Here is a 26,998-nt window from a genome sequence, read left to right as displayed (position 1 = left end):
ATAAATAAAATTTGGTTAAGGGGGAATTTTGGATGTCTAAAATTCAAGAAGTATCGAATGCAGTGCAATCAGGAAAGTCAAAAATAGTAGGAGGATTAGTACAAGAAGCATTAAATGAAGGCTTAGACCCAGTAGCAATACTTAACGAAGGTATGATAGATGCAATGAGTATAGTAGGTGAAAAATTTAAAAATAATGAAATATTTGTGCCTGAAATGCTTGTAGCTGCACGTGCTATGAAAAAGGGTGTGGAAGTATTAAAACCTCATCTTGCAGGAGATAATGCAGTATCTGCTGGTAAGCTAGTAATAGGGACAGTGGCAGGAGACTTACATGATATAGGTAAAAACTTAGTTGCTATGATGATGGAAAGTGCAGGATTTGAGGTTATAGACTTAGGGGTAGATGTTCCTGTAGAAAAATTTGTTGGTGCAACAAAAGAAAATGAAGATGTATCTATAGTTTGTGTATCAGCGTTGCTTACAACTACTATGCCAGCTATGAAAGATACAGTAAAAGCTCTTTTAGATTCAGATGTAAGAGATAGAATAAAGATAATGGTTGGAGGAGCTCCTATAACTCAAGGATTTGCTGATGAAATTGGAGCAGATGCTTATACTGAAGATGCAGCTTCTGCAGCTCAAGTTGCAAAATCATTTGTATCTAATACAATAGCTTCTTAATAAGTATGTAGAATCCTAAAATTTAATATAAACCCACGAATATGAGGAGTGCTTAATATTATAATAAGTGCTCCTTTATTCAATTTTTGTAGCGTTATTTGAAATATATAGGAGGTGGATTATTTGGTAGATTTAGGTTCAATTATAAAAAAAGCTTTAGATATGGGTTTTTCAGTTTCAGCTAAATTGGATTGCTCAACAATAAAACTCATGCCAGAAGTTAGGGAGATGTGTGCAGCTAATAAATGTAATCAGTACGATAAAAACTGGGCTTGTCCTCCAGGTTGTGGAAGTTTAGAAGAATGTGAAGAAAGAATAAAAAAATATAAGGTTGGAATAATTGTTCAAACTGTTGGAGAATTAGAGGACTCAATGGATTTTGAAAGTATGGTTGAAATAGAAAAAAAACATAAAAATCTTTTTCTTAAGTTTTCTGATGAACTAAAAGAAGAATATGATAATGTATTTTCTTTAGGAGTTGGAAGTTGTATAAAGTGCAAAATATGTACCTATCCAGATGAACCATGTAGATTTCCAAAAAACATATTATCTTCTATGGAAGCATATGGCATGTTAGTTAGCCAGGTTTGTATTGATAATAATGTAAAATATTATTATGGTCCAAATACATTGGCATATACGGGATGCTTTCTAATAGAATAGAATCGTACTAAATAAGAAGGTGGTAGTTTTATGGATTATAAATATAAATTATTAGTAAAAAATGAATTTGGAAAAGTTAAAGAAATTATAGCAAATAAAAATGAAAATTTATTGGATGTTCTTAAAACTAATGATATCACTATAGAAAATAGCTGTAATGGAAAAGGAAAGTGTGGAAAATGTAAGGTTAAAATAATAAGTAAAAACATTCCTTGTTCAAGTCAAGATACAAAACATATTAGTAAAGAGAAACTAGATGAAGGTTATAGATTGTCTTGCACATTAAAAATTAATAATGATTTGGAAATAATTATACCTTCAAGTAAAGATGATATGAAAGTTTTAATTGATGGAATAGAAGAAAAGCTAGAAGTTGATCCAATAATAAAAAAAGAAGATTTAACAATAGGTGAACCTTCATTAGATGATCAAAGAAGCAGTCATAAAAGACTGATGGATTCTTTAAATATTAATAACTTAGAGGTTGATATAAAGTTTTTAGCAAAGGTAGAGGAAATATTAAAAAATGAAAACTATAAGGTAACTGCAACTATTTATGATAATAAGTTATTGGATTTACAAGGACAAGATAAATCTAATGGTAGTTTTGGATTAGCTATAGATATAGGTACAACAACAATTGCTATGTATATGATAAATTTAGTTACTGGAGAAGATGTAGGTGTAATATCTCAAGTAAATAAACAAAGAAACTATGGAGCAGATATAATTTCAAGAATTAATTTCACAATGGAAAAAGATGATGGGTTAGACTGCTTACAAAAGAGCATTATTACTCAATTAAATAATATGATAGATATTTTGTGTGAAAATAACAATGTTAAACATGAACATATTTATAATGGGGTAATTGTAGGCAATACAACTATGATTCATTTATTACTTGGTTTACCATGTAAAAGTATTGCTCTTGCACCCTACATTCCTGTAACTACAGAAGAATTAAATATTGAATCTACTAAGCTAGGTATAAAAATAAATGGAATAATAAGCATAGTTCCAGGTATTGCAAGTTATGTAGGAAGTGATATAGTATCAGGAATATTATCTTCTAATTTAATGAATAATGATAAATATTCACTATTGCTAGATTTGGGAACTAATGGAGAAATGGCAATTGGTAATAAGGAAAAAATTATAACTTGTTCTACAGCAGCAGGACCAGCATTTGAAGGAACTAACATAAAATATGGTATTGGTGGAGTAAAAGGAGCAATTTGTAAAGTTGATTTAGGAAAAGATAGAATTTACGAAACTATTGGAGATGTTAATCCCATAGGAATATGTGGATCTGGAGTCTTAGATATTGTAGCTCAAATTCTAAAATATAATATTATGGATGAAACTGGAAGATTGTTAGATGAAGAAGAAATAGATGATGAAAAATTGAAATTACGTTTTGTTGATAATAGCATGAAAGAATTTATATTAGCACAAAATGAAGATAAAGATTTAATATCAATAACTCAAAAGGATATAAGGGAAGTTCAGCTGGCTAAGGCAGCAATAAGTGCAGGTATAGATATATTGTTGAAAGAAGCTAATTTAACATTTGATGATATAGAAAATGTGTACATTGGCGGTGGCTTTGGTAACTTTATGAATGTACAAAGTTGTCTAGAAATAGGTATGATACCTAAAGAATTAAAGGGCAAAATTATGTCTATTGGTAATTGTGCAGGATTTGGTGCTAAAAAAATTTTATTATCACAGGGACAAAGAAAAAAAGCTAATGAGATAATAGATAAATGCACATATATAGAGTTATCTAAAAGACAAGATTTTCAAGAATATTTTGTAGATGGAATGATATTTGAATAAAGTAACCTTATTAGTAAAAAATATGGTGCTACACTTTTTAGTATAACACCATATTTTTTTATATTGATGTATAGAATTTACAAAACTATGGAATCTTCCGTAATTTTGTACGATGGCTCATTTTCAGAATTTAACTTTTTCTTTCTAAAAAAGTTAAATAATAATGATAAAGCAATAACTAAACAAACAAATTCAGATACTGCAGTTGTAATCCATATGGCATTACCACCAAATATTGTAGTCAATAAGAATAAACTTATTGTTACTAATACTAAGCTTCTTCCAAGACAAATTATAGAAGAATATATAGGTTGTTCTATGGCTACAAAAAATCCAGAAATAATTAAATTGAATCCTACGAATAAGAAAGAAATTGAATATAACTTAAATACATAAACTGTTGGATTAAATAACTGAGTTTCCTCAGGATTAATAAATAAACTTGTAATATTGCCTGCAAATAAAATTGATGAGATAAATACTGCTGCAGAAGTTATTAAAATAGTTTTAAGTCCCATTTTTAATAAATGATTTACCTTATCTATTTGTCCTGCACCAAAGTAGAAACTTATTAAAGGTTGAACACCCTGAGTTATTCCAATCATAGTCATTAATATAAGTGTATTAACATAGCAAATTACGCTATAAGATATTAATGCATCTTGACCTATTAATCTTATTAATGTTTGGTTAAATAAGATTGTAACTATTCCCACACTTAATTCTGAAGTACAATCAGGGAAACCTAAGCAAATTATTCTCTTAATAGTATCAAAGTTAAATCTGAATTTAACAAATCTTAAAGTCGATCTTTCTCTTAAGAAATGACTTAAGAAAAATACAGTTGAAAGCACTTGAGCTATACCAGTGGCAAAGGCAGCACCTTTTACACCATATCCAAGCACTATAACAAAAATATAATCTAAAACTATATTTGCTATAGCTGAAATTACAACACCAATAGTTGCTAAGAATGGAAATCCATCAGCTTTTACAATAACTTCTAAAGAATAAGAAACAATAAAGAATATGTTAAATAATGAAATTATAAATAAGTAATCCTTAACATAACCTATAGTATCTGGAGTTGCACCTAAAATTTTAGCTAAATAATCAAGACATAAAATAGATGTAACTGTTATAATAATTGCAATAATTGTAATAGTAAATAAATTAATTGAAAAAGCTTTATTTGCTTTTTCTAAATCTTTTTTTCCAAGATACATGGCTATAATTGTAGAAGCACCTGTAGAAAATAATACAGAAATGGCAAATATAAAATTAATAAATGGCATAGAAATATTTACTGAAGCTAGAGCTAATTCTCCAACACCCTTACTGACAAATATTCCATCAACTATTGTATATAATGAGAAAACCCACATGGCAACAACAGAAGGTCCCAAGTACCTTAGAAATTGTTTAAATAAGTTTTTTGTCATTGTATCACTCCTTATATTTATATCTTAATCCTTGGTACAATACCAAGGTCAATAAAAATCAATAAATATTTTTTAAATTTATTGAAAAAATTTTTTCTTTGTGAAATAATATATTTCAGTATGTATTAAAAAAGGAGCAAAAATGAAAAATTATTACAAAATTGGAGAAATATCTGAAATGTATGACATGAGTAGAGATTCACTTATGTATTATGAAAAAATAGGAATAATAAAACCTACTAGAGACGACAATGGATATAGGCTTTACAGTGTTTCTGATATTTGGCGACTGAATTTAATAAAAGAATTAAAAAGTTTAGGCTTCTCTTTTAAAATGATCAAAGAGTATTTAGAAAATAGGGATTTGAATTCTACTAATAAATTACTTCAAAACGGCATAACTTTACTAGACGACCAAATACTGAAACTATTAAAACAAAAAGAAAATATGAGAAAAAGAATGGAATCTATAGAAAATACTTCAAAGAATTCAAACTTAAACAGTGTAGAATTATCTTATTTAAAAAGAAGAAAAGGCCTAATATTAAATGGTGAAATTAAAAGAGATGAGGATTTTGATTTATTAATACAAAAACTTCAAAAAGATCATAATAATAAATTTGGTATTCTAGGAAATAATAATATAGGGTCTGTATTTAAGATGGACTCACTTAAAAATGGAATAACTACAGATTTTGATTCCGTATTTTGTTTACTAAAAGATAATGTGAAAGACTACAACATAGTATTTGAGGAAGGTTATTATGTAACTTTAACTTATAGTGGAGATTATGTAAATAACAAAGAGCATATACAGAATATGTTTGACTTTATTGAGGAAAATAAATTAATAATAACAGGTAATCCAATGGAAATCTACAAGATAGACATACATGAAACGGAAAATAAAGATGAGTTTATCACAGAAATTCAAATACCAATTAAATGTTAAAAAGGATGTCACCCTAAAAATGTGGCATCCTTTTTAATTATCAAAAACATTTAGAATATAAAATGAAATCATAAGATACAATCTAGTATCGTAATCATCTAAATCAATATTACTTATTTCAAATATTTTTGTTAATCTTGAGATGAGTGTTGTTCTATGAATAAAAAGAGCATTGGCAGCATGTGAAGTGTTATACTTATGAAAAATCAAAGCATAAAGTGTTTTATAATACTCTGTATTTTTTTGAGTATCATACTCTCGAAGTTTTAATAAACCATCATGACATATTTGTAAAGGTGTAAATTCTCCTAGGGACTTTAACATCATATAATGTAGTGCATAATCTTTAAAATGATGACACCAAATTGTTTCATTAAGCATTTCTCCAACAGATAGTGCAATCTCAGCTTGTCTATAATAAGTAGGTAGAGAGGTAAATGAATTGAAAGGATTACTAATTCCAGCTTTACATAAACTTTCTCTCAATAAATAAGGTAATTCTTGCTGTAAGTTTTCTTTTGAATTTTTACACTTACTTTGATTAATCACTAAAACTATTCCACTAGATGTACAAATACCGCATGAATTTTCAATTCTTAATTCTAGCTGATGAGAAAAATATGATCCAAACCAATTTACTTCACTATTTTTTATAAATTTAATAAAGATGACTATATAAGTATTATTTATTTTCCAGCCTAATTTATTTAATTGAAATTCTAAATCGAAATTATCAATACTCTTATTTGAGAACAAAAAATCCTCTATAAGATAATGTAATTGGGGATTAGAGTTAGATTTATAAGCAGTATAATTATAATGAATATATATCTTTTCTAAAAACTTAGCAAAAAAAGTAAAAATAAACTTTTTAGAAGATAAATATTCTTCTGAATTTACAATACATACAAGTCTTGCTTTGTAGATATTATTTATTTTTATATTAAAAAATAATATTATTGAGTCATCAGAAGATGATTTATAGATTAATACATCTTCATCACTTGAGTTTAGATTAAAATCTGTTTCTAATTTTATGTTGTTTGCAATGGATAGAGGGATTGTATTAGGATTTTCTTCAAAAACATTAGTATCACTACTATATGCTTTATTATAAGCAATATAATTTAAATCTTTATCTATTAAATACATGGGATCTAAAAAAATAGTATCACTAATTGTAAAAATATCTTGTATATTTAAATGCTTATAGGCAATATCGTTTATACGACTATCCCATTGATTATATTTTGCAAAAATTAGAACTAAATCATTAAAGATATGGTAAATGCTAGCTTGATTTTCTATAATTATTAAATCTAGTTTTTTATATTTATCTAGTTGATGAGGAATACCTATGCAAACTGCTGTATTATTTTTATATTTTACAAAATTATTTATGTTTTCACATGTAATAACGTAAATATAATCCGTATCTATAGTTTGATTGTCATATATTAAAGGTGAAATAATTTCTTTATCAATAAATTTATCTTTGTTTCTTTTTAAATTATAATGATAAGATAATTCTTCGAATATAATGCTGGAACATAATTTCATATTTAAATCCTCCAAATAATTATTACACTACAAATTGTAGTGTAATAATTAGAAATTATCAAGATTATAAGCATTTACCATGGCTATTATAGTTTGTACAATTAATAATATAAAGAGTTATTTATACATTATAAAATTTTTAAAAAAATATTTAGGAGGATATTATGTTAAGTAAAAAACAAAATTTATTAGAAACTATACGTGGTGGAAATCCAGATCGTTATGTAAATCAGTACGAAGCTTTTCAAATGCAAATGGCAACACCTTTAGATATTAAACACCCATCATTTCTACAACCTGGTCAAACAATAAAAGATCCTTGGGGAATTACATTTACTTGGCCAGAAGGCACACCAGGACAATTTCCTGTTCACAATGCTGAAACATTAGTAGTAAAAGATATTACTAGATGGAAAGATTATGTTAAAATGCCTAGCCTTGATTTTAGTGAAGAAGAATGGAAACCTTTTGTAGAGGTTGCAAACCAAGTGGATAGAGATGAGTATTTTGTGACAGGAACAAAATTTTCTGGATTATTTGAAATGTGCCATTATCTTTTAGGAATAGAAGAATGTTTAATTAACTTTTATGAAGAACCAGAAGCTATGCATGAGCTAATTGATTATTTAACAGAATATGAATTAAAACATGCAGAACAAATATGTAAACATTATAAGATTGATGCATTATTTCATCATGATGATTGGGGAACTCAAAAATCAACATTCATGTCAAGAGATATGTTTAGAGAATTTTTCTTAGATAGCTATAAGAAAATTTATAAATACTATAAAGACCATGGTGTAGAAGTGATAGTACATCATAGTGATTGTTATTGTGAGACACTTGTACCAGAAATGATAGAAATGGGAATTGATATTTGGCAAGGCGCAATGTCTACAAATAATATACCAAAGATAATAGAAGAATATGGTAATAAAATTACTATAATGGGTGGCTTAGATAATGGTAAGATAGATAGAGTAGATTGGACTAAGGAAAAAGTTTTAGCTGAAACTGAAAAAATGTGTAATTTATGTGGTACAAAATACTTTATACCTTCTTCTACAATAGGGCTAGCAATTAGTATTTATGATGGTGTTTATGATGCTGTAACTGAATCCATAGATATCATGAGCAAAAAAATGTTTAAATAAATTAAAGATGAAAAAGTAGATATGGTGTACCTCACCCTAATTATTGGATTAAAACTCTAGTGATTAGGGTGTTTTGCATGAGAAAATATGATTATATTATTATGGTAAAAAAATAAAATATTAAAGAATCTCTGTAATATATAGTCTAGCTAAAATACTATTATACAAATATGAAGACTAACCTATGCATACTGAAAAAATGAATTAAACTTGTATGAAATAATAAGTAAAAAATCTTCTTATATAAGGAATAATCCAAATAAAAAGTATAAAAATTTATATCTATTTTATGTTTACAAAATTTTAGTTTTAAAAGATATTGTATATTATTAACTATTAAGCCTTAATGCTGTCGATATAAATAGATATTTTGTATGATAATAATAAGTGAAGCCTTTCAGTTGGATTTTTTAGATCTATATTAGTTAATTCTATAATTTTATTAATTCTATAAATTAAAGTATTTCTATGAATAAATAAACTTCTAGAAGTTTCTATAATGCTACAGTTATTTAAAAGGTATGAATAAAGAGTGTCATAATAAGAAGTATTGTTTTTATAGTCATATTTTCTTAAGTAATTAATAGCATCATTCAAAAAAGTATCTATTGAGATGGAATTATGACAAATATGAAGCATATGATACAGTGAATAATCACTATAAAGTAATAAACTATGATTATCATTAAAAATTTTACCTAGCATTAACGTAGCATTAGCTTGAATATAATATTTGGATGAGTTTTCAAACCCATGATATAAGTCACTAAGACCGCCTTGAAGTTTATATTTATCTAGGCAAGTTTTTAAATCTCTTTTTAAAATAAGTATATTCGTTAATATTATTAATGGGAAAAATTGACACAATACTATTGTTATAAATTATGAGTTTACCATTATTTAAATATTCTAGTCTGTTTGCAAATGATTCTGATAAAAGTTTATTATTTAGAGTAATATTTATTTTAAAGATACAGTATTGGCTATTTATATGTAAGCTTAAAAGATTTAACGCCTTGAAATATAAGAGGCAATAACTGATATTGTATTAAAATAGTTATTGCCTCCATATTTAATATTTTATATTTATATTTTAGCTAACCTTTCACTTGTAATATAGGCAGAAATTCTTTTACGCTTACAAAACTTCTAGATTAAAGTATTATAAATACATTTAAGAAGTAGTAAAAAAGCAAATTTTGAGCAAGGTCGTTGCCTGAAATTTCATGGTGCCCACGCAGTGGCTTAAGCGAAGCGAATAGGTTTTAACCAACTTTACTTGGACAGCTACTACAACTGTTACATGATGTATTACTTTTATCAGTATATTTTGCTTTTGATATTAATTGTGTCATGGTTCCCATTGGACAATAAACACACCAAGATTTTGGTTTATATAATAACATTGTTATTACTCCTAGGACTGTTGATGTTAACATCATACTATAGAATCCGAAGGCAAATTGAGCAACCCATGGAGTTACCATACTAGTATTAGTCCATGCCCAAGGCACTTTAAATGTCCAAATTAATTGTACAACTTCTTTTAAGCCTCTTGTTTCATTAAATACTAAATAAGTGTTACATAACATAACTACAAACATAATAATAAAGAATGTTAAAAATCCATATCTAAACCACTTACTTCTTAAAAATTTAGGAATATCTCTATGTTTTGATAATTTTAACTTATTTCCCATTAGATCTAATAATTGTCCCCTGCCACAGTAAATATTGCAATAAGTTTTACCGTGACCAGATAGAGATATTATTAAAGGTATTAAGAAACATAATAAACCTATCCAAGCGAATAGTATGTTAAAGAATCCTAAGGCTAAATATATGAGACTTAATATCCACATATAATCGGTGAATTTCTTTTTCTTTTTATTCATAATTATTCTTCTACCTCCACTTTTTCTATATTTATAACCGACGCAGGGCATGATTTTGCACACTTTCCACATCCTATACATTTATCTAAGTTTATATCTGCAAAGACACCTTGCTCTATGTGTATTAAATTAAAAGGAGATACTTTTACACAACTACACAGTAATCTTTATCTATAATTGCTTTTCTTTTTACTTTTGCCATTTAAATTTCCTCCTCAATGATATAAAAGTATTATAATATTTTTATATATGAAATACAGTGGTAAAGTCACTTTGAAAAATTTGTGTAGATTGTATATTAAAAAATAAAATTCAGAAAATTCCAAAAAATAAGTTGACATTAAATAAGAACATGCATATAATTACTGATATAAATTGAAATTAATAAATTTAAAAGCTTTGACGGAGACAAAAATACTTGTTCTAATTAATTACAGAGAGCCAATGTTGCTGAGAATTGGTGTTAATTTAAGTATATAATGATCACTCCCAGTTTTCATATTGAAAAGTTTTCTTAGTAAATATGAACGTATGCTAGCGTTACTTAGCTATAGTTAAGATTAGCTCTGACTAGAATAAATGAGAGATAACCTGTATATTTTTTAAGGTTATAAATAAGGTGGTACCGCGAAATATAACTTTCGTCCTTATAAGCAAATAAATGTTGCTTATAATGGCGGAAGTTTTTTTATTTTCTATATTTACCTATTTTTATACTATATAAGATATAAAGTTTAAATATATATACCCATATATACACCTATATAGATATATAGAAAAGGTAGTTCCCCTTGTTCTTGTTCCAAAAGGAGGCATTCTATATCTAAACCACTCTTTCATAAATTAGCAAGTCAAATATATATTCCTTTATCAGTAAAATTCATTGAAAGTTATGCTTTTGGAACTTGTTCAAAACTAGAAATAATTACAATACCTTCTAGTGTAACTAATCTTGGTGATTATGTATTTGCACTATGTCTGAAAGCTTATGCAAGTGTACAAATCAGTTAATGGTGTGGTGTAGGAGTTAGTACTTTCTGATGTTATACTAAATAGTACTATAACTGAAACTTTATCAAGATCTATGGTAGTTTATAAAGATAAGTTATATGTGGTAACAAGTTAAGAAACTGGGGTTCAAGTATGTAGAACTAATAAAGAAGAGCTATAAAAGGATATAATTGCTATCATTTGTAGAAATTTTTATAGTAATAATTTCTTATATTAATATAAAAAAACTAATTATATTAATACGAAAACAAATATCGCAATATTCTTAAAATTGTCTAAGAAAATATAAAAAGGGGGAGATGAGAAATTGAGTAAGTTAACTGAAATAAGATGGCACGGTCGTGGGGGACAAGGTGCTAAAACAGCTTCATTGCTGCTTGCTGATGTGGCATTTAGTACAGGAAAGTATGTTCAAGGATTTCCTGAATATGGACCAGAGAGAATGGGAGCACCAATTACTGCTTACAATAGAATAAGTGAAAATAAAATTAGGGTTCACTCAAATATTTATTATCCAGATTATGTAGTAGTAGTGGATGAAAGCTTACTTGACTCTGTAGATGTAACCAATGGACTTAAGGAAGATGGAGCAATAGTGGTTAATACAGCCAAGTCTAAGGAAGAAATAAGACAGAAACTAAGAGGATTTGGGGGAAATGTTTATACTATTGATGCAAGAAAAGTTTCTATGGAAGCTCTTGGAAAATACTTCCCAAATACACCAATGCTTGCAGCTATCGTAAAGGTTAGCAATATTATGCCTATTGATGTATTTATAAATGAAATGAAAGAATCCTTTGGACATAAATTTAAATCTAAACCTGAAGTGATAAAAGGAAATTTAATAGCCTTAGAGTTAGCATTGCAGGAGGTAAAATAGATGAGAGTTAAAGAGAAATATAATGAAAATGTATCTTGGAAAGATATTTCCATAGGAGGACATATATGTGGAGGAGGGACTTCTAGAGAATTTAATACGGGAGAGTGGAGAGTAGATACTCCAAAGTTTGATATTGATAAATGTACACAATGTTTACTTTGTGTGCCAATATGCCCTGATAGTTCAATTCCTGTTGTAGATAAAAAAAGACAAGACTTTGATTTTGAGCATTGTAAAGGTTGTGGAATTTGTGCAAAAGTATGTCCCAAAAATGCTATAGAAATGTTAAGGGGGGAAAAATAAATGGCTATAAGAGAAAGATTATCTGGTAATGAGGCAATAGCCATTGCTATGAGACAAGTAAATCCTGATGTAATGCCTGCATTTCCAATCACACCATCAACAGAAATACCTCAATATTTTTCAAGTTATGTTGCTAATGGTCAAGTGGATACAATATTTGTTCCAGTGGAAAGTGAGCATTCTGCCATGAGTGCTTGTATAGGAAGTGAAGCTGCTGGAGCAAGAACTATTACTGCCACTTCTTCTGCAGGTTTTGCGTATATGTGGGAAATGCTAGGAATTGCTGCATCATATAGACTTCCAATAAATTTGGCTTTAGTAAATAGAGCTTTAACAGGACCTATAAATATAAACTGTGACCACTCTGACGGAATGGGAGCAAGGGACTGTGGTTGGATACAAATTTATTCTGAGAATAATCAAGAAGCTTATGATAATTACATTCAGTCTTTTAGAATTGCTGAACATGAAGACGTAAGACTTCCTATTATGATATGTCAAGATGGTTTTATTACTTCTCATGGAGTGGAAAATATAGAATTATTAGAAGATGAAGAAGTAAGAAATTTTGTGGGAGAATATAATCCAGATAATTCTCTTTTAAATTCTGATATGCCTTTTGCCGTTGGTTCTTATGGAAATCCCTCATATTATATGGAGGCGAAAAGATCTCAAGCAGAGGGAATAAATAAAACAAAAGAAGTAGCCATAGAAGTTGCAAAAGAATATGAAAAATTAAGTGGTAGATCTTATCATTTATTTGAACAATATAAATTAGACGATGCAGATTATGCAATAGTTGTGATAGGATCAACAGCCGGTACTGCAAAAGATGCAGTAGATAAACTTAGAGAAGAAGGAAGAAAAGTAGGACTACTTAAAATAAGATTATATAGACCTTTCCCAGGAAAAGAAATAGCTGAAGCTCTAAGTGGAGTTAAGGTAATAGGAATAATGGATAGAGCAGAAGGAATGTCTACTCAAGGTGGACCTTTAGGAGCTGATATAAAGGTTGCTTTATTTGACAATAATATAAGTGCTAAAGCTATGAACTTTATTTATGGTCTTGGAGGAAGGGACGTAAGAGTAGAAAATATTATTGAAGTATTTGATAAGTTGGAAGATTCACATATTAAAAGAGATTTACCGGTTTACGAATATTTATCAGTAAGAGAATAGGGGGAGGTTATTATGTCTTATAATTTTAAGGAAACAATGAATAAAAAAGAACGTTTAGCACCAGGTCATAGAATGTGTGCTGGATGTGGAGGTACAATAGCAGCTAGAAACGTACTTCGTGGACTTCATGAAGAAGATAAGGCAGTGATTTGTAATGCAACTAGTTGTTTGGAAGTTTCAACATTTATGTATCCTTATGTGGCCTGGGAAGATTCTTTTGTACATACTGCATTTGCCTGTGGAGCTGCCACATTAAGTGGTGTAGAATCTGCATATAAAGCTTTACAAAAGAAGGGTAAGATAGATAAAAATTATAAATTTATAGCCTTTGGTGGAGATGGTGGAACTTATGATATAGGTTTACAATCTTTATCTGGTGCCATGGAGAGAAATCATGACATGGTGTATGTTTGCTATGACAATGGGGCTTATATGAATACGGGAATACAACGTTCTTCTGCTACACCAATGTTTGCTGATACAACAACTACTCCTGTGGGAAGTCAGTCAAATGGTAAACTACAAAATAGAAAAGATTTGGCAACTATAATTGCAGCCCATGATATACCTTATGTGGCGCAGACAACATTTATCAAAAACTTAAAAGACTTGCACACAAAATCAGAAAGAGCTATATATACAAAGGGAGCAGCATTTTTAAATGTAATGGCACCATGCCCTAGAGGTTGGAGATATCCCGCAGAAAATATAATGGAAGTATGTAAAATGGCTGTGGAAACTTGTTATTGGCCATTATTTGAAGTTGTAGAAGGTAAATGGATTCTTAATTATAAACCAAAGGAGAAATTACCAGTTGAAGAATTTTTAAGATTGCAAGGTAGATTTAAACATTTATTTAAGCCAGGAAATGAATATTTAATAGAAGCTTTCCAAAGAGAGGTAGACAGACGTTGGGAAGAGTTACTTATAAAATGTGAAAAATAAAAATTAATATATAAATCTATTAAAAATAAAAGAGAGAAAATTTCCTCTCTTTTATTTAAATAAGATTATTGTTTAAGGATTTGCACACATACATTCATTAACAACAATAATCGTTTTAATTTCATATGTCATTTATAATATGATTTTATGGTTCAATCCAAATAGGTGAAGTTACAGATTTTTTATTGTTTTCCTCAGTTATCAATGCAAAATAATAAGTATTTTTTTGTGGTAGCTTCAAAGTGAAATCTACTTTTGCATAATTGGAATTAAATTCTTGTGTATATATTATTTCATTATTATTACTAAAGATTTCTATTTTTTTTATTTTATCATACTCATCATTATTGATGGCACTTGTAATAATCCTAACGTAAGAAGGAGATTTTACTATGCTTCCCATAGGCATTTTATTTAATGAAAAATATATATCTACATTATTATCCTCACTTACATAGATTCTCCTGTTTTTTATAGCATCAATAACCTTACTTCTACTTAAATCTTCACACAGTACAATAGTTCTAAGGTCTTTTCCAATATCCACATTAGGGTACTCATTATATTCACATGTAATAGGACTTACATGCCAACCATTATTTAGGGCTTCTTTATATGTGTCTAAATTCAATATATCTCTGTTTTCTTCAGTGTTTCTTTCTTTCTTTAATTCAAGTAAAGTTATAACATTATCTCCATAAGGGGAATATTTAAAGTAATCAATATTACTTAAATTGTTATTCACTTTAAATTGACAAATTAAGTCATCCTCATAGTAAAATAATTTTTTATAAAGTAACTCAAGACTTATATTGTCTTTAAATAAAAAAGGATGTTCACAGTTAAATGTATTAATTTCAGTTTTATTTTTTTCACCTTTTAGTTTTGTGCTTATTTCAAAGCCTGGTATGGAAATAAAATCATTGTTATTAGTGTATTTATTGCAGCAATCAATTAATTTTTTAAACTTTTTACTGTCTATATGAGTATCTGCTTTATTATTTTCCTTGTTATTTATTTTTTCTGTAATAAAAATATAATCTAAATGATTTGTGTTTTTGCATATATTATTTAAATCATCATAAGAAGTAAGCATATTTAATTCCTTAGTGTTGTTAAAGAAAATTCCCCTATAATTATTATAAAAAGGCGTTCCAACTGTGAAATACCATTCTACCTCTTCTACTTTATTATTTTCAGTTGGGATTTCAAGTTTTACAACCTGTACCCCTCTTTTTAGTTTTCTATCGCATTTATAGTAAATAAATTTAGATGTAAGTATGGTTTTATTAGTTACCTCTTTATAATTTAGATAGAGCTTATAATTATCTAAAATAAATTTACTGTTGTAGTTTATTTTGATTTCTGGATTAGAAATTATATTTTGCTCACCTCTTTTGGGAATTAAACTATTAATAGTTATGGACCTATCTTCATCAGCATTACCTTTAATATAAATATTTCCATCAGTTTCTATATAGAATGTAAAAAAAATAAAAAATATTAAAGTAATAGTAGTTATTTTTTTCATATTTTCCTCCCAAATCCATTTATATGACTAATTTAGTTTTAACAAAGAATTAATTTTTATTCAATAAAGGAAAATTAAGTAAATTTAAGTGTTTATTTAATTTGTACAAACATAAGAGGACAAGATTTATTAATATAATATAGAAGGATTTTTAATTTTTAGTTAAGCATTTTCTTATTAAGGAGGATAAATATGTTAGCAGATTCTATAGAGATAAAAGTAAGAAAAAAAGATGCAATGAAACATATATTTAGAAAGACTCCACTAATAAGTAAAATTGATCAATTTAATAGAAAAGTAGAAAATATACATTTAGAATATGTAGAATATAAAATATTAAAATATGAGATTATTAGTAGAAGAAAAAATAAGAATAATTTTAGAAATGATGATATTAAAAATAGCATAATTATGATGGTTAATACTTATAATGGAAATTCTAAATCAATTGAATATGTGCCACAAACTGTCAAAAGATATATTGCTAGAAGTTGTATAAAAAAATCTAATATTAACGAAGATTATATAATTGAAAAAGTAAAAAATGAGATTTTAAATCATTTTGATAGTAAGAATAATTCCATAGATAAACATATGATAAAAAATATTAGACTTTTAGAAGTTAGCAGCATATATAAACCTTATTGGATAGGTGAGTATAATGGTAAAGAAGTTTTTGTGGATGCATAGAAAAAGCTGTAAGTAAAAATCTTACAGCTTTTAAACTTTTAGCAAGGTCGTTGTCTGAAGCTATAGCAAAATGATTCGCCCACACAGTGGCTTAAGCTAAGTGAATTTTTTATTTTTTATTCATTAAGTAGTCTAAAGATTTCAAAGTATATCCTTCTTCTTCCCAATGAGTGATTACTTCATCTAATATTTGGCTATTAGTTTTTGAATTTGAATGAAGTAAAACTATGGCACCAGGATGAGTCCTAGAATATATTTTGTTTCTAGCAAACTCATGAGTAGGTTGCTGGTTATTGTACCAATCAACATAAGCAAAACTCCAAAAAATTGAAGAATACCCTAAATCACTAGTCATTTTTAATGATTTTTCACTAAATTTTCCCATTGGTGGTCTAAAGTATTTAGGCATTTCTTTTCCTGTTATTTCTTTGTATGTTTTAGCCACATCTAAAATTTCTTTTTTAAACTTTTCCTCGTCATGAATTGATGCCATGGAAACATGACTTACTGAGTGATTGCATACTAAATGACCTTCTTTTTCCATTCTTTTTATTATATCAGGATTATTTTTTATATAACTTTCAACTACAAAAAAATTACCTGGAGCATTGTGTTTTTTTAATACATCTAACATATGGTTAGTAAATCCATTTTCATAACCAGAGTCAAAAGTTAAATATATAACTTTTTCATTGGGATTGCCAACATAATAAGTGTTATAGTTTGTGAAAAAATCGGCTTCTTTTATGGGTAAAGGTTGTTTACCGTCATCTCGAGGATTAAAATACCAGTTATATTCCTCTGTACTAATATCTTTGGAATAAATTTGAGTTTTTATTTTGGTGAATATTGAATCGTTATTAGCAATGACAAATGCAAAAACTAATAAAAATGTACCTATAATTATTAATTTATTGATGCTGTTTTTTTTCAAATCTAAACCTCCATTTCTGTCTTATTGAAATTTAGCTATACATATTATTGCCAAAAGGCATATAATAAATTTATGATTAAACTAAATTACTTTTGTGGTAATATAATAAGGTTAAGTAAAAAAATTCTTTAATAAACTATGAAAGGATGAGTCATGAATATAAATGAAATTAAAAGTATAGTACAAGATGTGGTTTTTTTTGATTTAGAAACTAGTGGACTAAATCCTTTTACAGCTGAAATATTAGAAATTGCTGCTATTAAAATAGAAAATAATAAAGCAACTTCTTTTCATACTTTAATTAAAAATAAAAAAGAAGTACCTCTTGAAATTTTTTCTCTTTGCACTAATTTGAATAAAGAGGAATTAAATAAAGCACCAAATTTATATGATATAAAAAGTAAGTTAAAAGAATTTTTAGGAGATAAAAAAATAATTTGCCACAATGGTGAATTTGAAAAGAAATTTTTAGATCATTATATTCCAGAAATAAAAAATGAAATCTTGGACTCTATGGAGCTGGCCGTTATATTAGAACCTTATCATAGAGAATATAACCTAGAGTATTTAAAAAATACTTTAACAAAGGATTTATCTTGTGAAAAGCACAGAGCTTTAGATGATGTTATAGATACAATAAAAGTTATAAATGCCTTACTTTTAAGACTTAAAAATGAAGAAAGTAAAAGCATGACTTTAGAAAATTTAACTTTTAAAATAAATTCAACTTTAAATAGATTTGGATTAAATAAATGGGTTTGGAGTGACATTATTGATGAAGGAAATTATAATCTAGAAAGTTTAGATGTGATTTATGAAGATGATGAAACTATTATTGATAATAAAAAAGATATGAAAAACACTCTTATAGATAATAGATTTTCTTATGAGTATTTATTAAAAAAAAGTGAAATCTGGCAAAGTAAAAAAGGATTTAACTATGAATTTAGGCCAGGTCAATTTGAATTAAGTAAAATGATAAGAGAAACTATGAATACTAGAGGAGAGAATATTGCTTGTATTGAAGCTCCAACGGGTATAGGAAAAAGTGTAGGATATTTGCTACCAAGTATAATGGAAAGTTATCTAAATCATAAAAGGATAATTATTTCCACAGATACAAAGGAATTACAAACACAACTTATAAAAAAAGATATTCCAAATGTAATTCAATCTCTTGGTTTGGAGGGGAAAATCTCCTTTGGATATATTAAGGGGAAAAGTAATTATATTTGTGTGGAAAAATTAGAAAAATATATAAATGAGTATGATAACAGTAAATGTAGTCATAATGAAATATTATCTTTAGTCATATTAGAAAGACTTGTGAAAGAAGGAATTTATGGAGATATTGAAGAGATTAATTATTGGATTTTAAATCATTTTTCAGATATAATCACCCACTTAAGACAAGTTTTCTGTGATCCTAACCTTTGTAAACCAAAGAAATGTTACAAAGAATGCCTTTATAAAAAAAGAGTAGAAGAGTTAAAAGAAGAAGATATAACTGTAGTTAATCACTCTCTTCTTGCTAGATGGCCTTACAAAGATGAAAAGCCCATAGAAAATTTAATCATAGATGAAGCACATAATTTAGTGGAAAAAGGCTATGAGTTTTTTGCTTCGGAAGTTGAATATAGAAGTTTGAAGTATTTTTTACAAGAGATTTATCCATTTGAATTAATACATAACAGTCCTTTTGCTTATACCAGTAGAAAGAAAAAGTCTCTTAAACCTTTTGATAGATTTTATAATTATATAAAAATGGAAGCAAACAATAAGTCTAAAATAAGTAGAGAAATCAATCTTATAATTGAAGAAGCTGAATATATCTTAGAATATGGAAAAATGAATAATTACTCAACTTTTTCTAATTATAACTTAAGCTGGGAAATAAATCTTCAAAGTGAAGAAAAAGCTGGATCTTTGTATAAAGATAAAAGACTAGTAGATGTTACATATAGCAAATACGGAGATTGTATAAAAACTTCTCTAGACAAAATTCTCTCCAATTTAAAATCTATTTTATATATTTTGGATAGACAAATGGATGATGATAATTTGGACAAAGAAAATGATACTTACAAACAAGGTGAAAGTAAGGTAAAAGACTTGGAAGCTTTAAAAAATACAATAGAAGTGTTTCTAGAGTATAACGAAGCTGATTTATATGCAAGAATTGTTACTCTTTACAAAGATTTTGACAATTTCTTATTTCAAGTTGTTCCTTTAAATATAGCTGATTTATTTGAAGAAAAAATATTGTCTTCTTTAAATTCAGGTATATTTTTATCAGCTACTTTAACAGTAAACAATAATATGAAACATTTTGTTAATACTTTAGGAATAGACAGATTTATTCATAAAGAAAAAGTAATAGAACCTTTATTTGATTATAAAAGAAGAATAAAAATTATTACCTTAGATGATATATCTTCTTATAAAAATAAAGAATTTATAGAAGATATGAGTAGGGTAATAGGAAACTTATCACCTTACACCAATGGTCACATGTTATCCTTGTTCAACTCAAAAGATAGACAAGAAAAGACTTATGAGATTTTAAAAGAATTTCTTCATGAAAAAAATATAGAAATTTATATGAATAAAAAGTATATAAAATTATTAAAAGATTTTAATAAAAAATGCGTTATCTTAGGTTCAAAAGGTTGTTTTGAAGGTGTGGATGTACCAGGAGATGGACTAACTTGTGTAACTCTAGACAAAATTCCTAACTTAAACCCTAAAGATCCTCTTTACTCAACTATAATGAATAAATTTAATAAAACTTATTATGATGTAAATCAACCTCAAATGATAATTAAACTAAAGCAAGCTATGGGAAGAATACTTAGAAGTAAATACGATTATGGATGTTTTATTATATTTGATATGGGAAGAAAAGAAAACTTATATAGACTAAAAAAGGATTTACATCACTGTGATATAATAAATACTACTTACTTTAATCTTGGGCGTACTGTGAATAATCATTTAACCCTATGTAGAAAAGAAGTAATAGGAGATTTAATAAATGATATTAGTAATAGTGAAATAATTAAAAATTTTGATAGTAAAATGAAGATTGAAGAATATTTTAATGAAGAAATAAACAACAGATCTATAAATGCAAAGATTAAAATAAAGGATGAAAAAAATTACTTACTAAAGTATTTTGATTTAAAATATTTAATCAATAAAGATAATATTGATAAAAAATAGACTTTAAAAAAGTACATGAATTACTCATGTACTTTTTATTAGTAATATTATTTTATATAATCTATAATAGTTTCACATAGATTAGAAGAATCAATAATGCTAATTTCATCTATTATGTTATTATCACAAATTATAAGTAATGAATATTTATTCAAATGTCCATTGCTCTTAATATCATAAAAATATAGTGCTTTATTTTTATTTAATAAATTAACAGCTATCTTAGGGCAAATTAAATTATACTTGGTATTAAATTCTTTAATATTGTTGCCTATATAATTTCTATAATTATCTGTAATAAAATTTTTATTTAAAAGTGAAAAATTTTTATTATGATCTATTTTTATGTCCATATTATGCATACTTCTTTCAAAGTAATCTTCTTCAATTACGTCAGTTTCATTAAATGAAGATTTGACAACTTTGTTATCTTTGTACCAAAGTATAATATATGAGTCATCATCATTTATATCATAATAAGCTTTTATAATAGCATAATGATTAAAGTCTCTAAGACTGATATAATTATTGTTAATAGAAGATAAGTCTTTTATATTTATATAATAAGTAGATTTTTCTGGAGAACCATAAATTTTTTCCACATCGCCGTATGTAACTCCAATCAATTGTTTTATATCAGAAGTAGTTAATTTTGTTTGATTTTTGCTATTATTCAAGTTGTTCATTTCACAACTACAACTCAGCAAAATATTCAATAATAAAAATATAATTATAAATTTTTTCTCCATTTCACATCTCCTAAATATTTATATAAATATTATCTATTTTTACTTAAAAAAATATACTTTGCATAACATAAAAGTATTAATACAAACTAATAAAAAAAACTTTTAGGAGGATAAGAATGACATACATAATTTTACTTATTGGATTTTTATTTTTAATTAAAGGAGCAGATTTCTTTGTAGAAGGAGCATCTTCCATAGCTAAGAAATTTAATATACCAAGTCTTATAATAGGTCTTACAATAGTGGCATTTGGAACTAGTGCACCAGAGGCAGCAGTAAGTATAACAGCTGCCATAGGTGGACAAAATGAAATGGCTATAGCAAATGTGGTTGGATCTAATATTTTTAATATATTATTTGTTGTTGGAGTAACTGCAATGATAAGACCTATATATGTACAAAAATCAACAATTATTAAAGAATTTCCATTTTTACTATTGTCATCTATAGTTTTGGCTATTTTAGCTTATGATGTAAAGTTCCAAGGCTATAACGAAAATATTTTAACGAGAGCAGACGGGCTAATATTTATAGCCTTATTTATTATATTCATATATTATTTAGTTGATATGGCTATAAATAGCAATGATGAAACAAATGAAGAAAATTATAAAATAATGCCCCTTCCAAAGAGTATTTTATTTAGTATAGGTGGACTTTTAGGTATTATAATAGGAGGCGATTTTGTAGTAAATAGTGCTTCAGATATTGCAATGTCTTGGGGAATGAGCGAAAACTTAGTAGGACTTACTATAGTTGCTGTTGGAACTTCTCTACCTGAGTTAGCTACAAGTATAATTGCAGCGAAAAAAGGTGAAAGCGATATTGCTATTGGAAATGCAGTAGGATCAAATATATTTAATATATTATTTGTTCTGGGTGTGTCGTCTTATATTAGTAACGTACCTGTGCAAGTTGAAGCTTTTACAGATATGTTTGTAATGATAGTATCTACATTAATAGTATATTTTCTTGCTATTTCAACTAGAAAAATAAGTAAAGTGGAGGGTATGATTATTAATTTATTATATATTGCTTATTTTATTTTTATAATATATAGACAATAAATTTTTAATATATTGGGGGAAATGAATGGATATTGGAGTAATTATTAATCAGATGTTAGTTTTATTTATAATAATGATGATAGGTTATATTGCTAATAAGAAAAATATTTTAGATGTTAATGTGAATAAAAAAATATCTTCACTGCTTTTAAATATTACAGCACCAGCGTTGATTTTATCATCAGTAGTAAATCGAGGTAAAGAAGGAAACCCGAAGTTAGTTTTAGATATTGCTATTATTGCCATAATTTTATATGCAATCTTGCCTTTTATAGGTATATTTTTAGCTAAATTTTTGAAAGTACCAAAAGAAGATGAAAAATTATATCAATTTATGACCATATTTGCCAACATTGGATTTATGGGATTTCCAGTTATAGAATCAATATTTGGTAGTGAAGCAGTGTTTTTTGCGGCAATTATTAATTTAGTATTTAATGTTTTTTGTTACAGTTATGGTATTTATTTAATATCTGAAAATAACAAATTATCTTTTGATATTAAAACTTTAATTAATCCAGGAATTATAGTATCAATAATTGCTATTATCATATATATAACAAATATGGAAGTATTATTAATAATAAAAGAAACAACTTCTATGATAGGGGGAATTACTACGCCTCTTGCAATGATGTTAATAGGATCTTCTTTAGGGCAAATACCAATAAAAGAAGTATTTTTAGAAAAAAGATTGTATCCATATACTTTTATAAAACAAATAATTATACCTATAATTTTTTTCCTAATATTAAAACATTTTGTTACAAATGAACTAATACTTGGAATTATAATAATTGTTTCAGCAATGCCTGTAGCAACTATAACCATAATGTTTTGTAATGAGTATGAAGGAAATATAAATTTGGCATCTAAAACTATTTTTATCACTACTTTATGTAGTGTAGTGACAATACCTGCACTAGTTTACATATTATTAATTTAAAAAGCTATGAACTAGAATAACCTAGTTCATAGCTTTTAATATTTTTTTATAAAGAAGGTATTTCCCCGAAAGTATCTTGAAGTTCTTTCTCAAAAACTGTAGGATTATTTATTGATTCGTACATAGCTCTTACAAGAATGTTAGCTTGATCAAATGTTGACTGCCAAGCAAATATTCCACCTAAACAATTTTGACGTGCATATTGTGCTTTTATAAAAATTGATACTTCGTTATCAAAAGACATGGCAAATTCACCATCTTTTACTAAATAAGGAACTTTTGCATCACTATCAAATTTGTACATAAATCCATTTCTATTTATATAAGATTTTCTAAGTTCATCATGAGACATAGTTATAGTGGCTCCAAGTCTTCCGTAAAATGGTATACCAAGTAGAATTTTTTCAGATGGCATACCTGCATTAATCAAATTATTTACCATAGTATCTACACTATATCCAGGTAAAGAAAAGTCAGAAGGAAATAAGTTAGCTTGATGTTTTTTTGCATTCTGACCAGTTTCTCCTGCAGTAAAATCGTAACTCATTAGATTGAAATGAGTAATTAAAGGAGCTATTTTATCTATTTCTGCACTTCTACTTAAATAGCCACTATCACCTGTTCCAGCGACACTTATCCAAGTTTCAGGTCCTAATACATCTCTTAAAGCAGTTAATAAAAGAGTAAAGTTTTCCTTATCCTCAGGTCTTGATTTAATACCAGCAGCGCTACTTCCAGGATATTCCCAGTCAATATCTATTCCATCTAATTTATAGTCATCTATAAGTTTTTTTACATTTCCTGCAAAAGTATATCTAGATGCGGGAGTCAAAGCTGCATCAGAAAAACCTTCTGCTGCCCATCCCCCAATGGCAGCTATTACTTGAAGGTCTGGATTTATATCTCTTAATTTTACTAAAGATCTTAGATAAGATGGAGTTGGTACAAATAATTGACCGTTAGAGCTAATTTCCACAAAAGCATAAATTACAAAATCTAAAAAGTTAGGGTCAATATTTTTAGGGTTGCCAAGAACATATTCCCCAACTATAGGAGCTAAATCAGGACAGTTAGGGTTTAGTGTATCAGGTTTTAATTCTACATCTATTGGAGGTCTCATGAATGTTGAATTATTTTCAATTGCTTTTTTTGAAGAGTTTATTCTTTTTTTACATCTATTACACTCATCTTCAATAAAACAAAAATACCAGTCTAAGCATTTACATTCATTGTTACAGCTATTAACTCTTTCTTGTAACTCTTCAAAAGTTTTAGGTGCTGGAAGTAAAACAGGAGTACCTGGCAACCAGTTAGGTGTACTACTGTAACTGAAATTCACCCCTAAACAAGTCTACAACTTGTGTTTAAGCTTTATTTTGGTAATTTTGGATGTACTTCTAAAATGAAATCATCTTTGCTTGCATCTTTAGATTTTTCATATAAAACTTTATCTAAAACAGATTTCAAAAGTAAATTCTGTTCTTTTGCATCATTAGCACGAGAGTAGTTATATAAAACCTTTTCCAAAGAAGGAATCACTTGTTTTTTAGCTAGTAAATTATCTTTATAAGAAATTATTGATAAATTACATTCTGCTATTTGATTTTTTAAGTCATCTATCCTAGAGCTTAAAATAGTAGATCTTTCTAAGAAAGTATTATCATCATAAATTCCACGTTCTAGAAAATCAAATAATTTATTTTTTTGTTTTTCAGTTTCTTTTAACTCTCTTTGTAACTTTTTAATTTCAAATTTTAATTTATCTATCTCAGATGTATCATCTCTTAATTCTATTTTAACTTTATAGTTATTTAGCCAACCTTCTAAAGATTCTATAATTGCTTCCTCCACATATTCTAAGGAACTAGATTTATTATCACAATGTCTACACCAAAGATATATTTTGCCTCTAGAAATTTTTTGAATTATATTATGACCACATTTTTTACAAACAACTACGCCAGCTAATGGATTAGAAACTTTGTTTTTAGTTGGACTGATATATTTACCTTTTCTTATTTCTTGAACTCTATTGAAGGTAAATTCATCAATAATAGGTTCATGATTACCTTTTGCGATAATTTGCTCTTCATCTGGTCTAAGCCTACTATGATTCTTTCTATCTATAGTTTTCCATTTAACATAACCACAGTAAGTTATATTACTTAATATGTCTCTTACAGCCTTTGCTTTAAATTCCATATGGTTATTTGTTTCATAGCCTAAAGAATTTAATTTGTTAGCAATTTTAGTAGCACCATTATTTTCTAGGTACATATCAAATATAAGTCTTACTGCTTCTGCTTGTTTTTCATTTATAGCAAGATATTTTTTTCCTTTATCATCAAATTTAAATTCATACCCATAAGGAGCATCAGGGCTAATGTATTTACCTTCTTCAATGCTTTTTACTCTACCACGTTGCAAACGTCTATTAATTAGCTTTAATTCCTTCCTAGCCATAAATGCTTCGAATTCACTATATTCTTCATCAAACTCATCATCTAAATTGTATATTTTTCGAGGAGTTATAATTTTAGTTTTAGAATTTTTAAAAGTATCAAGAATTAATCCCTGGTCTTGCATGTTACCTCTGCCAAGTCTATCAAGGTCCATAACAAGAACAGCATCATATTTTTTATTTTTTACTTCTTCTAAAAGTTCCATCATACGAGGTCTATGTTCAACATATTCCCCAGATACAAGTTCTTCTTTTATATCGATTATATTTAATTTTCTTTCTTTAGCTACTTTTAAAAGAGTAGTCTTATGTCTATGGAGTGTTTCATATTCCCCTTCTTTTTCTGCTTCAATATCAGCACGAGATTTCCTCAAGTATATGCAAGTTTTCATTTTTACTCCCCCTTTAAGATTATTATATCATGTGTAAAATATAGTTAGAACAGAGAAGTAGAAAGTAAAAAAGGTGAGAGGATAGATAATAATTATCCGTATTAGTTATTATAAATATTAATTTGAAAAATTTTAGATGAAAATATAGTTGGATAAGATTATACTTTAAATTAGGAATTATAAATCTATAGAGTGGTGGTTCTCATATTATTTGCCTTCATGAAAGGAGGTGATAATATGGAAGCTTTTTTATTGAATGTACTTGCTGGAATAGTTGCAGCAGCTATCTGCGCAGTAATTGCTACATATACCAAAAAGTAAAAAACCACTACTCGAATATGGGTCGATAGTGGTCTTAACAATTAAGTTATTAACTTATTTTCGAGAACCATTACTCTACTTCCACATAGATTTATAGTTCCTTTTTATATTATTATACATCTTTTTGGATAAATATTCACTAAATAAGATGCAATAATTAATAAAATTTATCA

General features: G+C 27.3%; 24 protein-coding genes and 1 other annotated feature. Of the genes, 14 read left to right on the top strand and 10 right to left on the bottom strand.

What is annotated here, in order from left to right:
- Window positions 1-32 precede the first annotated feature (32 nt).
- The 3 genes from TVTCOM_RS12935 (at window position 33) to TVTCOM_RS12925 (ending at window position 3,188) form a co-directional block, all read left to right on the top strand.
- Window positions 33-683, top strand: coding sequence for a corrinoid protein (locus TVTCOM_RS12935; protein WP_434796685.1), 651 nt, complete (start codon window positions 33-35; stop codon window positions 681-683).
- A gap of 123 nt (window positions 684-806) precedes the next feature.
- On the top strand, window positions 807-1,346 hold the full coding sequence (locus TVTCOM_RS12930) for a DUF2284 domain-containing protein (protein ID WP_434796684.1): 540 nt from the start codon (window positions 807-809) through the stop codon (window positions 1,344-1,346).
- Window positions 1,347-1,376: 30 nt separating this feature from the next.
- Window positions 1,377-3,188: an ASKHA domain-containing protein gene (locus TVTCOM_RS12925; protein WP_434796683.1), complete on the top strand. Its 1,812-nt coding sequence runs from the start codon at window positions 1,377-1,379 to the stop codon at window positions 3,186-3,188.
- A 77-nt stretch (window positions 3,189-3,265) separates the two neighbouring features.
- Here the strand turns inward: TVTCOM_RS12925 and TVTCOM_RS12920 are convergent, their stop codons facing one another.
- Complete coding sequence (locus TVTCOM_RS12920; protein WP_434796682.1) at window positions 3,266-4,630, bottom strand: MATE family efflux transporter; 1,365 nt, start codon at window positions 4,628-4,630, stop codon at window positions 3,266-3,268.
- Window positions 4,631-4,772: 142 nt separating this feature from the next.
- Here TVTCOM_RS12920 and TVTCOM_RS12915 point away from each other — a divergent pair, with 142 nt between their 5' ends.
- Window positions 4,773-5,582, top strand: a complete 810-nt coding sequence (locus tag TVTCOM_RS12915; protein WP_434796681.1) for a MerR family transcriptional regulator — start codon at window positions 4,773-4,775, stop codon at window positions 5,580-5,582.
- A gap of 33 nt (window positions 5,583-5,615) precedes the next feature.
- On the opposite strand, the gene TVTCOM_RS12910 is transcribed toward TVTCOM_RS12915, so the two are convergent.
- Window positions 5,616-7,142, bottom strand: coding sequence for a PucR family transcriptional regulator (locus TVTCOM_RS12910; RefSeq protein ID WP_434796680.1), 1,527 nt, complete (start codon window positions 7,140-7,142; stop codon window positions 5,616-5,618).
- Window positions 7,143-7,306: 164 nt separating this feature from the next.
- Between TVTCOM_RS12910 and TVTCOM_RS12905 the strand changes: the two genes are divergently transcribed.
- Window positions 7,307-8,299, top strand: coding sequence for a uroporphyrinogen decarboxylase family protein (locus TVTCOM_RS12905; RefSeq protein WP_434796679.1), 993 nt, complete (start codon window positions 7,307-7,309; stop codon window positions 8,297-8,299).
- 336 nt (window positions 8,300-8,635) lie between these two features.
- Here TVTCOM_RS12905 and TVTCOM_RS12900 read toward each other — a convergent pair whose 3' ends face one another.
- The 3 genes from TVTCOM_RS12900 to TVTCOM_RS12890 all read right to left on the bottom strand — a co-directional run bounded on the left by TVTCOM_RS12900 (window position 8,636) and on the right by TVTCOM_RS12890 (window position 10,271).
- Window positions 8,636-9,166, bottom strand: coding sequence for a PucR family transcriptional regulator (locus tag TVTCOM_RS12900; RefSeq protein WP_434796678.1), 531 nt, complete (start codon window positions 9,164-9,166; stop codon window positions 8,636-8,638).
- A gap of 398 nt (window positions 9,167-9,564) precedes the next feature.
- Window positions 9,565-10,194, bottom strand: coding sequence for a 4Fe-4S binding protein (locus tag TVTCOM_RS12895; protein WP_434796677.1), 630 nt, complete (start codon window positions 10,192-10,194; stop codon window positions 9,565-9,567).
- A gap of 2 nt (window positions 10,195-10,196) precedes the next feature.
- Complete coding sequence (locus tag TVTCOM_RS12890) at window positions 10,197-10,271, bottom strand: hypothetical protein (protein WP_434799744.1); 75 nt, start codon at window positions 10,269-10,271, stop codon at window positions 10,197-10,199.
- Window positions 10,272-10,584: 313 nt separating this feature from the next.
- Window positions 10,585-10,846 (top strand) — a binding site (T-box leader).
- A 116-nt stretch (window positions 10,847-10,962) separates the two neighbouring features.
- On the opposite strand from TVTCOM_RS12890, the gene TVTCOM_RS12885 reads away from it, so the two are divergent.
- The 5 genes from TVTCOM_RS12885 (at window position 10,963) to TVTCOM_RS12865 (ending at window position 14,512) form a co-directional block, all read left to right on the top strand.
- Window positions 10,963-11,205: a leucine-rich repeat protein gene (locus TVTCOM_RS12885; RefSeq protein WP_434799743.1), complete on the top strand. Its 243-nt coding sequence runs from the start codon at window positions 10,963-10,965 to the stop codon at window positions 11,203-11,205.
- Window positions 11,206-11,512: 307 nt separating this feature from the next.
- Window positions 11,513-12,085, top strand: coding sequence for a 2-oxoacid:acceptor oxidoreductase family protein (locus tag TVTCOM_RS12880; protein ID WP_434796676.1), 573 nt, complete (start codon window positions 11,513-11,515; stop codon window positions 12,083-12,085).
- Window positions 12,086-12,388, top strand: a complete 303-nt coding sequence (locus TVTCOM_RS12875) for a 4Fe-4S binding protein (RefSeq protein WP_434796675.1) — start codon at window positions 12,086-12,088, stop codon at window positions 12,386-12,388.
- Complete coding sequence (locus TVTCOM_RS12870; protein ID WP_434796674.1) at window positions 12,389-13,567, top strand: hypothetical protein; 1,179 nt, start codon at window positions 12,389-12,391, stop codon at window positions 13,565-13,567.
- 12 nt (window positions 13,568-13,579) lie between these two features.
- On the top strand, window positions 13,580-14,512 hold the full coding sequence (locus TVTCOM_RS12865) for a thiamine pyrophosphate-dependent enzyme (RefSeq protein ID WP_434796673.1): 933 nt from the start codon (window positions 13,580-13,582) through the stop codon (window positions 14,510-14,512).
- A gap of 145 nt (window positions 14,513-14,657) precedes the next feature.
- On the opposite strand, the gene TVTCOM_RS12860 is transcribed toward TVTCOM_RS12865, so the two are convergent.
- The gene (locus TVTCOM_RS12860) at window positions 14,658-16,043 is read right to left on the bottom strand and encodes a hypothetical protein (RefSeq protein WP_434796672.1); all 1,386 of its coding nucleotides are present in this window, start codon (window positions 16,041-16,043) and stop codon (window positions 14,658-14,660) included.
- A gap of 192 nt (window positions 16,044-16,235) precedes the next feature.
- On the opposite strand from TVTCOM_RS12860, the gene TVTCOM_RS12855 reads away from it, so the two are divergent.
- The gene (locus tag TVTCOM_RS12855) at window positions 16,236-16,733 is read left to right on the top strand and encodes a hypothetical protein (RefSeq protein ID WP_434796671.1); all 498 of its coding nucleotides are present in this window, start codon (window positions 16,236-16,238) and stop codon (window positions 16,731-16,733) included.
- Window positions 16,734-16,842: 109 nt separating this feature from the next.
- On the opposite strand, the gene pdaA is transcribed toward TVTCOM_RS12855, so the two are convergent.
- Entirely contained in the window at window positions 16,843-17,667 is an 825-nt protein-coding gene (gene pdaA, locus TVTCOM_RS12850) for a delta-lactam-biosynthetic de-N-acetylase (protein ID WP_434796670.1), read from the bottom strand.
- 153 nt (window positions 17,668-17,820) lie between these two features.
- On the opposite strand from pdaA, the gene TVTCOM_RS12845 reads away from it, so the two are divergent.
- Window positions 17,821-20,889 carry a helicase C-terminal domain-containing protein gene (locus tag TVTCOM_RS12845; protein ID WP_434796669.1) on the top strand — a complete coding sequence of 1,023 codons (3,069 nt, stop codon included), beginning with the start codon at window positions 17,821-17,823 and terminating at the stop codon, window positions 20,887-20,889.
- Window positions 20,890-20,936: 47 nt separating this feature from the next.
- Here the strand turns inward: TVTCOM_RS12845 and TVTCOM_RS12840 are convergent, their stop codons facing one another.
- Complete coding sequence (locus TVTCOM_RS12840) at window positions 20,937-21,638, bottom strand: hypothetical protein (protein WP_434796668.1); 702 nt, start codon at window positions 21,636-21,638, stop codon at window positions 20,937-20,939.
- Between the two features lie 116 nt (window positions 21,639-21,754).
- On the opposite strand from TVTCOM_RS12840, the gene TVTCOM_RS12835 reads away from it, so the two are divergent.
- Complete coding sequence (locus tag TVTCOM_RS12835) at window positions 21,755-22,705, top strand: calcium/sodium antiporter (protein ID WP_434796667.1); 951 nt, start codon at window positions 21,755-21,757, stop codon at window positions 22,703-22,705.
- Window positions 22,706-22,730: 25 nt separating this feature from the next.
- On the top strand, window positions 22,731-23,651 hold the full coding sequence (locus TVTCOM_RS12830; RefSeq protein WP_434796666.1) for an AEC family transporter: 921 nt from the start codon (window positions 22,731-22,733) through the stop codon (window positions 23,649-23,651).
- Window positions 23,652-23,697: 46 nt separating this feature from the next.
- Here the strand turns inward: TVTCOM_RS12830 and TVTCOM_RS12825 are convergent, their stop codons facing one another.
- Together TVTCOM_RS12825 and TVTCOM_RS12820 are read right to left on the bottom strand one after the other, a co-directional pair.
- Window positions 23,698-24,990, bottom strand: a complete 1,293-nt coding sequence (locus tag TVTCOM_RS12825; RefSeq protein ID WP_434796665.1) for a glycosyl hydrolase family 18 protein — start codon at window positions 24,988-24,990, stop codon at window positions 23,698-23,700.
- A gap of 32 nt (window positions 24,991-25,022) precedes the next feature.
- Entirely contained in the window at window positions 25,023-26,504 is a 1,482-nt protein-coding gene (locus TVTCOM_RS12820) for a recombinase family protein (RefSeq protein ID WP_434796664.1), read from the bottom strand.
- Between the last annotated feature and the right edge of the window lie 494 nt (window positions 26,505-26,998).

This window comes from Terrisporobacter vanillatitrophus (assembly GCF_051148895.1).
Taxonomy (GTDB): Bacteria; Bacillota; Clostridia; order Peptostreptococcales; family Peptostreptococcaceae; genus Terrisporobacter; species Terrisporobacter vanillatitrophus.
Note: the sequence above shows the minus strand (reverse complement) of the source record. Positions and strands in the feature narration are given on the sequence as shown.

Bases quoted from the DNA above. Each gene is read 5' to 3' on its own strand.
- TVTCOM_RS12910 (WP_434796680.1), bottom strand. From the start codon at position 7,142: ATGAAATTATGTTCCAGCATTATATTCGAAGAATTATCTTATCATTAT.
- TVTCOM_RS12860 (WP_434796672.1), bottom strand. From the start codon at position 16,043: ATGAAAAAAATAACTACTATTACTTTAATATTTTTTATTTTTTTTACA.
- TVTCOM_RS12830 (WP_434796666.1), top strand. From the start codon at position 22,731: ATGGATATTGGAGTAATTATTAATCAGATGTTAGTTTTATTTATAATA.
- TVTCOM_RS12820 (WP_434796664.1), bottom strand. From the start codon at position 26,504: ATGAAAACTTGCATATACTTGAGGAAATCTCGTGCTGATATTGAAGCA.
- TVTCOM_RS12920 (WP_434796682.1), bottom strand. From the start codon at position 4,630: ATGACAAAAAACTTATTTAAACAATTTCTAAGGTACTTGGGACCTTCT.
- TVTCOM_RS12925 (WP_434796683.1), top strand. From the start codon at position 1,377: ATGGATTATAAATATAAATTATTAGTAAAAAATGAATTTGGAAAAGTT.
- TVTCOM_RS12870 (WP_434796674.1), top strand. From the start codon at position 12,389: ATGGCTATAAGAGAAAGATTATCTGGTAATGAGGCAATAGCCATTGCT.
- TVTCOM_RS12835 (WP_434796667.1), top strand. From the start codon at position 21,755: ATGACATACATAATTTTACTTATTGGATTTTTATTTTTAATTAAAGGA.
- TVTCOM_RS12915 (WP_434796681.1), top strand. From the start codon at position 4,773: ATGAAAAATTATTACAAAATTGGAGAAATATCTGAAATGTATGACATG.
- TVTCOM_RS12905 (WP_434796679.1), top strand. From the start codon at position 7,307: ATGTTAAGTAAAAAACAAAATTTATTAGAAACTATACGTGGTGGAAAT.
- TVTCOM_RS12855 (WP_434796671.1), top strand. From the start codon at position 16,236: ATGTTAGCAGATTCTATAGAGATAAAAGTAAGAAAAAAAGATGCAATG.
- TVTCOM_RS12895 (WP_434796677.1), bottom strand. From the start codon at position 10,194: ATGAATAAAAAGAAAAAGAAATTCACCGATTATATGTGGATATTAAGT.
- TVTCOM_RS12845 (WP_434796669.1), top strand. From the start codon at position 17,821: ATGAATATAAATGAAATTAAAAGTATAGTACAAGATGTGGTTTTTTTT.
- TVTCOM_RS12840 (WP_434796668.1), bottom strand. From the start codon at position 21,638: ATGGAGAAAAAATTTATAATTATATTTTTATTATTGAATATTTTGCTG.
- TVTCOM_RS12875 (WP_434796675.1), top strand. From the start codon at position 12,086: ATGAGAGTTAAAGAGAAATATAATGAAAATGTATCTTGGAAAGATATT.
- TVTCOM_RS12935 (WP_434796685.1), top strand. From the start codon at position 33: ATGTCTAAAATTCAAGAAGTATCGAATGCAGTGCAATCAGGAAAGTCA.
- TVTCOM_RS12865 (WP_434796673.1), top strand. From the start codon at position 13,580: ATGTCTTATAATTTTAAGGAAACAATGAATAAAAAAGAACGTTTAGCA.